Origin of the sequence: Bradyrhizobium sp. CCBAU 11386 (genome assembly GCF_028128955.1) — a bacterium.
GTDB lineage: Bacteria > Pseudomonadota > Alphaproteobacteria > Rhizobiales > Xanthobacteraceae > Bradyrhizobium.
On sequence record NZ_LBKA01000109.1, the window covers coordinates 1 to 1,648 of the forward strand.

Genomic DNA, 1,648 nt, shown 5'->3' on the forward strand with positions numbered 1-1,648 from the left:
TAGCACTACTTTGGGTGCGCCGGGAGACCGGCAAGGAATAGATGGTGGAAGTCCATTGCGATGAAGGTGTAGCGAACCACATCGGCCCCGAGCCGTGCGCAGGCGTCCGCGAGGGTGTCGGCGAAGCGTCGGTAGGGGAGCATGCAGGCCAGCCATTGAGCCGCGAAACAGTGTTATCTCGGGAGCCGACGCTGTCCAAAGAGCGGAAGGCAATATGGGCGAGTGCGCAAACGCGAGCACCCGTCCAACCCGGCGTGGTCGTAGACCCTGGCATGTATGGAAGCTCCTTGTACGGGAACCGGGATATCTCCGGGTCGGCCATCTTCCTTCTCGGAGGAGATGGTCCGCAGCGGGAAGGCGAGGAGCTGTAGCCGCTGATGCACGACACGGAGAAGTCTGACTCTGGCATAGTAGCTGAGAAGCCAACGAACAAAGCCGGATTACTGGCGGCGGAGTGGGCGGAGCCAAGGCCGGGGACCAAGGGAAACGCGGAACAGCAGCGCATGCACCGGACACAGGGCCGGGCTCGCATGACCCAGTCGCTGGACCGCGTACGGACAGCCGCAAGGCTGAGGAAGAAGGACCGGTTCACCGCGCTCTTTCACCACATCAATGTCGATACACTGCGGGCGGCGTTCTTTGCGCTCAGGCGTAAGGCTGCTCCCGGAGTGGATGGCATGACGTGGGAGGACTACGAGGAAGATCTCGAGCCCCGGCTCGCCGATCTGCACAAACGGGTCCAACGAGGAGCGTATCGCCCGCAACCGTCTCGCCGGACGTACATACCAAAGGCAGACGGCAAGCAGCGCCCGTTAGCGATCGCGGCTCTCGAAGACAAAATCGTCCAGGGCGCCACCGTCATCGTGCTCAACGCCATCTACGAAGGAGACTTCTGTGGCTTTTCCTACGGGTTTCGGCCCGGCAGAGGACCACATGATGCGTTGGACGCGCTCTGCACAGCGATCGAGACGCGGCACGTGAACTGGATCATTGACGCCGACATCCAAAACTTCTTTGGCGCAGTCAGTCAACCTTGGCTGGTTCGCTTCTTGGAACATAGGATCGGCGACAAGCGCATCATCCGCCTCATTCAGAAATGGCTGAAGGCGGGTGTTCTCGAAGACGGCGTCGTAGCCGCTGATGACAGGGGAACGGGTCAAGGTTCGGTGATTTCACCGCTTCTCGGCAACATCTACCTGCACTACGCTCTCGACCTGTGGGCCAAACGCTGGCGACAGCGCGAGGTCTCCGGCGGCATGATCATCGTGCGTTACGCGGACGATGTAGTAGTCGGCTTTGAGCGCGAGGATGACGCACGTCGTTTCCTTGACGCGATGCGCGCGAGACTGGAGGAGTTCGAGCTGACGCTCCACCCGGCCAAGACCCGCCTGATTGAGTTTGGTCGCCATGCGGCGGCTCAACGCAAGCAGCGCGGACTCGGAAAGCCGGAAACCTTTGCGTTCATGGGGTTCACGTTTATCTGCGGCAAATCACGCCAAGGGCGCTTCCAGCTTCAACGGAAGACCCGTAGCGACCGCTTGCGAACCAAACTCCGCGAAATCAAGGAGGAGCTAAGGCGCCGAATGCACTGGCCGATCCCTGCACAAGGGAAATGGCTGAGGCAGGTCTTGACCGGCCACTTTGCGTA

General features: G+C 60.9%; 1 protein-coding gene. It reads left to right on the forward strand.

The window, feature by feature from the left end:
• Nucleotides 1–530: 530 nt before the first annotated feature.
• A partial coding sequence (gene ltrA / locus XI09_RS08685; RefSeq protein WP_442869558.1) for a group II intron reverse transcriptase/maturase occupies nt 531–1,648 on the forward strand: 1,118 nt, incomplete at its 3' end.